We start from the raw sequence: 5,485 nt of genomic DNA, 5'->3' as shown, positions 1-5,485 counted from the left end.
CAGCCATCCGGCATCCTTGTAAGCCTGGATGTGAGAGCTGACATATTCTGACATGTATTCAGGATAAGCAAGAGTCCACAGCTGAGACAGGTTCCACTGAGCTCCCCATGCAGCATCGGTGTTGTACACATTATATTGAGGTTTACCCTCCTTCATTGGCAACTGTCCTACTGAACCGTCATTGCGCGGGTAAGCACCGTTTACATCGTTTGCCAGTCCGCGTCCCAATAAAGCATGATACAGCCCCGTATAGAACTTTACCTTGTCTTCTCTTTTGGATGTTTCTACCTCAATACGTCCCAGATACTCCTGCCAGATCTGATGGGCCTGTTCTTTGGCATCCTCAAAGGTTTTGCCCTCTGCTTCAGCCTGCAGATTGATTCTGGCGTTTTCTACCGAGGTATAAGAAAGGCCGATTTTGGCCGTCACTGCCTCCTGCTGTTCATTGGAAAACGTAAAGTACATACCCGCTCCGGTCCCCTTGCTTTCCTTTGCATCTGCCAGTTGAGTATTGCCATGGAAACTGCCGTAACTTTCCGGTTCCCGGTCAAGAACTGCAGAGAAATAAAGCGGGACAGCAGCTCCCGGCTGATATTTCTTTACATATTCCGGTATGGTAATTACCCACCCTTCGATATGTCCGTCAGCTGTATAAGTTACATACGCATCTTTTACGGTTCCACTTTCTCCCTGACGGTTTCCGATATTAAACAGAATATGGTTGTCTGTTCCTTTGGGAAAGGTAAAACGCTGGAATGCCACACGGGGAGTAGCGGTCAGTTCAGCCTGAATCTGATAGTCATCCAGCAATACTGAATAATATCCGGCTGTGGCAATTTCATTCTCGCGTGAAAAGTGTGAACGGTATCCCGTTTTTACCGAGTCAGTAGGTAAGCCGGGAACTGTAACCAGTTTACCGCTGGTCGGCATCAGCACGATACCTCCAACCTGAAACTCATGTAAACAGGGAAATCCTTCAATGGTGTTCTCACGATAGTCATACCCCGTGGCTTCCCATCCCCATTTATTTCCCAGACTTCCGTTGGTGGAAGGAGCCGGTTTGGCCAGACCGAAAGGCAATGCTCCCGGTGTGAAATGAAACCATCGGCAGTGTGCCGTTCCGATTCTTGGCTCCACATATTGTGTCCAGTCTTCAACGTTCCGTATCTTTTCCTGATTGTTTTCGCAGGAACTGCACAAGGTTCCCAGTATGCATATAGCTAGTATATATTTTTTCATGGTCTGATTTTTATGTTAATTGTTTTTCTTTCTTAATTCACTTACAGCCAGCCAGTAAGCTCCCAGCGCAATAGCCCGGCTGGCTCCTAGTCTGGATAATATCACTCCTGTCCGGCGTTCTGTCTGATAGGCAACTTCCTTTTGTGATTCCGGTACCTTGACATAGCGGTCTGCCGTTTTCAGAAAGGCTTCTGATTCTTCCGGATTTTCCAGGTTATAAGCTTTCATCTGAAGTCGGGGAAAACGTGTCCCGTCTGTCATTCCGGTATCTTCCCTCAGCTCTTTCATCAGGGCTGGCAGGATATATTTGGAAGCTCCGGCTATTCCTCCTCCGATAACCACTACACCGTCTATCAGTGTAAGGGCTGTGGCTATGGCATGTCCGGCCACTTCTCCCAGTTCTGCAAAGGCTCTTTTTGCAGCTTCTTGGTTTCCTTCTTTCAGACCTTCGGCAATTTCATAGATCTCTTTCGGCGTGTAGCTGGCGGTATCTCCCGATAATTTCGTATAGATACGCTGAATTCCCCGGATGCTGACACTTTCTTCGGCAATCAGTTCTCCGTGTTTTTTATGAGGCAGACACCACAGATAGCCGCCGGTCTGATTGTCTCCTTTCAGCAGATTGCCGTGAATGACCACTCCCCCGCCAAAGCCTGTTCCCAGGGTAACTCCCAGCAGATTGTGATAGCGCTTTGGATTTCCGGCAGCTTCCAGTCGGGAATTAATCTCCGGCAATGCACCGGCCAGTGCTTCCCCATATGCAAACAGGTTTCCGTCGTTATTGATGAATACAGGAATTCCGAAACAATCCTCCAGATAAGGGCCAAGGGCTACCCCGTTCCGGAATGCGGGGAAATTAGGCAAGTCGCCTATGATTCCGGCTTCATAGTCTGCCGGTCCTGGAAAGGCAAAGCTGATGGCTTCAGGATGGGCAGGAAGAAGGGACTGTATGGTTTCAAATCCTTTTCTGATTGTATGTAAACAGAGCTCCAGGTCATGGGGTGCTGTCGGTAAGGTAACCGGAGAGACTATTTCCTCTCCGTTACAGATGGCAGAGAATACCAGATTTGTACCACCTGCATCCAGTGTCATAACAATAGGATTCGCTGTATTCATAGTCTTTATTTTTTTATTGTCTGAATCTTACATATGCCTTGATCGTTCCGCACTGTTTACCCTCGGATGCTCCATATGGGCGAATCGTGTATTCTCCGACAGAAGCCGGAATGATGAATGTCTCTGCATAATGTACGATAAAAGGTTCAAAAGCGTGAGTCGGGCTTTCAATGATGGCTTCTTCTCCTTCTACGAGATTAAATACCTGTACTCCCCCGTCTGTATGATGAGTGACGGGAGCTGTAAACCAATGGCGTCGGGTTTCTATGAATTCATTTTCGTGCAGACCCGTACGTTCTTCACGCCACCCTTCTCCCTCTGCAATCTGTTCAATATGGTTGACCAGATGTTCACGGGTGAAATCGGTCTGGCGTTCCCACTGGATAACCTTCGACCCGTGTCCGATATTGATCGGACGAGGCAGTCCGTCCAGTCCCAGGCGTCCCCAGTCCCACAACTTAAATGTAAAGATGCTGGGGGTTGCACTGATTTCCAGCACCATGGCTCCTGCTCCTGAACAGTGAATGGTTCCGTTCGGAATCAGGAAATGATCATGCTTCCTGGCCGGCCACTGATTGATATATTTTTGTGTATCAAATGACTTCCCTGTTTCCTGTGATTCGTTCAGGGAAGCAATCATTTCATCCGGATTCACTCCTGTTTTCAGTCCCAGGAATACGGTTGCACCTTCTTCCGCATCAAGCAGATAATAACTTTCATCCTGTGTGTAATAGATGCCGAAAGTATCACGGATATACTGGGTTGTCGGATGTACCTGCAAACTCAGGTTCCCGCCTCCGATAGTGTCCAGAAAATCAAAACGGATCGGGAAATCCTGTCCAAAACGTGATTCAACCGGTCCTCCCAGCAAATCACGTGTCTTATAGAATACCAGGTTATTGGAAGGCATCTCAAAACGTTCTCCATTTATATTGAAATACAGACTGTTTTCTTCCGGTACACAGTCAAAGCACCACCCATAGTTGGGCTGGTCGGGATTCAGGTCACATACTCTTTTCATCCACTGGCCTCCCCATGGAGCCGGATCGAAGAACGGAACGACGCGGAACGGCTGATGGGCTGTCTTGTCCAGTCCTTTCCGTAACAGGTCTCCGGTAATCATTTTAGGCTCGCCGGCAATGTGGGTATCCATCCAGTAGTCCGCTTTGCTTAATAACTGCTTTTTCAGCTGGTCACAAACAACCCAGTCTACAAAATATCCTCGCTTGTAATGATATGAGGCACCTTCCGCTTTATTCTCAACGCCCAGTCCGTTGATTTCGTGACGGCGTGAACGCATCTGGATTTCCCAGCGGGCCATGTCCACGTATACAATGCAGTCAGCTTCGGGAGCTACCCAGGCGGCTCCGTGACCATATACTACGGTCAGGCCTTGAGCCGACCGGATCTTTTCCCGGGCTGAAGCCAATTTGTCCGTATTGAAAAAGTCTTTGTATGATAAATGCGTACGGAACCCGAACAGCCGGTCATCTGTGACATACGGATAAGTCATCTGTTCGATCTCGTTCACCGGTTTGAATAAACTTTGTGTATCGATCCAGCAATCGGCATGCAAGCCTGCAAACCCGTCGCGCAGCTCGTCGTGAAGGACTCCCTGATAGCATTCTATTACCAATACACAAGATTCGGCAGACAGGCTGCTTTTCAGTTGGTTACAGATATTCTCCCAGCCTTTCCATACAATCCCCTCCATCGGTGTGGCAGGGTATTTATCGTAATTACTTTTATACATACGGTTTTTTTGATTTATTTAATTATGCCTATTGAAAAATTTCATTTTCTACTTTCGCAAAAGTAGGGTTTAAAATTGGGAAAAAGTTGTATATTTGTATCGATTTACTTGTACTTTCTTATTATTTTTATCCTATGGTTAAAATGAAAGAAGGGTTCAAGGGAGAACGGTTTGCCTCTCTCCCGGACAACCTGCTGGAGACATATAGTAAAGATCCCCTGATCGGAGACTTGTTTTTGCGGAAGATAGGATATTTCCCTCGGGTAAAATACCATTATATCCAGAAGGAACACGGTTGTGACTATACCATACTTATCTATTGTACGGATGGTGAGGGATGGTATGAGATCTATGGCGAAAAATATATTCTGCGAAAGAATGAATACATCATACTTCCGCAGAATACTCCTTATGCTTTTGGGGCCAACAATGAAAATCCCTGGACTATCTATTGGTTGCATTTTAAAGGCAAGAACTGTAAATACTACCAGCCGGGAAGTTGTGTTCCGCGCAGCATTACCCCCGACAATCATTCACGCCTTCAAGACCGCCTGCTGTTGTTTGAGGAAATCTACCATTGTTTTTCTCTGGCATATATCCCGGAATACATGCGGTACACTTCGGCCTGCCTGCATCTGTTCCTGTCCTCTTTCATTTATCTGGAACAGTACCGTTCCATACAGACCTTTATCAATAAGGATCTGAGCTTTTCAGGAAAAGTCATCCATTTCATGCAGGAAAACTTACAATATAATATAACCCTGGAAGAACTGGCTGCTCACTTTAAATATTCAGCATCACACTTTTCCATGCTGTTTCAGAAGGAAACCGGTTCTTCACCGATAAATTATTTTCTCAGATTGAAAATACAGAAGGCCTGTCAATATATTGAACTTACGGATTTGAAGTTACAGGATATTGCAACTGCCATCGGCTTTGAAGAACCGGCTTATTTTTCCCGTTTGTTTACGAAAATCATGGGAATGACTCCGTCAGCTTACCGGAAACAGGAAAAGGGTTAAAAGCAATTCTTTTTAATCGCTTTCAGCCATCCTGCGGCGTGGGTTTCCTGACCTTTTTCAGAGAAATGAACACCGTCTCCGCGTTGAAATGCTTTGTTCAGCTTGTCGGTGTCCGGTCCCTCAAAGATATCATCATATTTTTTCGCCAGTTTCTTTTGAGCGTTGCGTATGGCCGGATCATTTCCTTCATTTTCATTGACACAATAAGGATGATACGAGGCTACTGCGACACCTATCGGGCTGTTTATTCCTCTGCTTCTGAATACTTCGCGTATGGTTTCAAACATGCGTATGTAGTTTTCTTCAGAAGTGTTGCTGATGTTGTCCGATTCGCCCTGGTGCCATAAAATGCAAT

General features: G+C 46.3%; 5 protein-coding genes. 1 reads left to right on the top strand and 4 read right to left on the bottom strand.

What is annotated here, in order from left to right; genetic code table 11:
- From BACCOPRO_RS11220 to BACCOPRO_RS11210, 3 genes are all read right to left on the bottom strand, one after another.
- Positions 1-1,239 (bottom strand): glycoside hydrolase domain-containing protein (locus BACCOPRO_RS11220; RefSeq protein WP_008143730.1); only part of this gene is annotated, 1,239 nt, incomplete at its 3' end.
- Positions 1,240-1,254: 15 nt separating this feature from the next.
- Positions 1,255-2,355, bottom strand: a complete 1,101-nt coding sequence (locus BACCOPRO_RS11215) for an ROK family protein (protein WP_008143719.1) — start codon at positions 2,353-2,355, stop codon at positions 1,255-1,257.
- Between the two features lie 13 nt (positions 2,356-2,368).
- A complete protein-coding gene (locus tag BACCOPRO_RS11210; RefSeq protein ID WP_008143718.1) occupies positions 2,369-4,108 on the bottom strand; it encodes a class I mannose-6-phosphate isomerase in 1,740 nt (579 codons plus the stop codon).
- A 134-nt stretch (positions 4,109-4,242) separates the two neighbouring features.
- Here BACCOPRO_RS11210 and BACCOPRO_RS11205 point away from each other — a divergent pair, with 134 nt between their 5' ends.
- Positions 4,243-5,130 carry an AraC family transcriptional regulator gene (locus BACCOPRO_RS11205; RefSeq protein ID WP_008143717.1) on the top strand — a complete coding sequence of 296 codons (888 nt, stop codon included), beginning with the start codon at positions 4,243-4,245 and terminating at the stop codon, positions 5,128-5,130.
- Here BACCOPRO_RS11205 and BACCOPRO_RS11200 read toward each other — a convergent pair.
- Positions 5,127-5,485, bottom strand: a 359-nt coding sequence (locus BACCOPRO_RS11200; protein ID WP_008143716.1) for a sialate O-acetylesterase, incomplete at its 5' end; no start/stop codon positions are given. The two genes, BACCOPRO_RS11205 and BACCOPRO_RS11200, sit on opposite strands and share 4 nt — an antisense overlap.

It is taken from the genome of Phocaeicola coprophilus DSM 18228 = JCM 13818 (genome assembly GCF_000157915.1).
GTDB lineage: Bacteria > Bacteroidota > Bacteroidia > Bacteroidales > Bacteroidaceae > Phocaeicola > Phocaeicola coprophilus.
This window is presented reverse-complemented; position numbering and strand designations above follow the sequence as displayed.

What these genes read in the sequence shown, in the direction of transcription:
- BACCOPRO_RS11215 (WP_008143719.1), bottom strand. Translation starts at nt 2,355, where the DNA reads ATGAATACAGCGAATCCTATTGTTATGACACTGGATGCAGGTGGTACA.
- BACCOPRO_RS11210 (WP_008143718.1), bottom strand. Translation starts at nt 4,108, where the DNA reads ATGTATAAAAGTAATTACGATAAATACCCTGCCACACCGATGGAGGGG.
- BACCOPRO_RS11205 (WP_008143717.1), top strand. Translation starts at nt 4,243, where the DNA reads ATGGTTAAAATGAAAGAAGGGTTCAAGGGAGAACGGTTTGCCTCTCTC.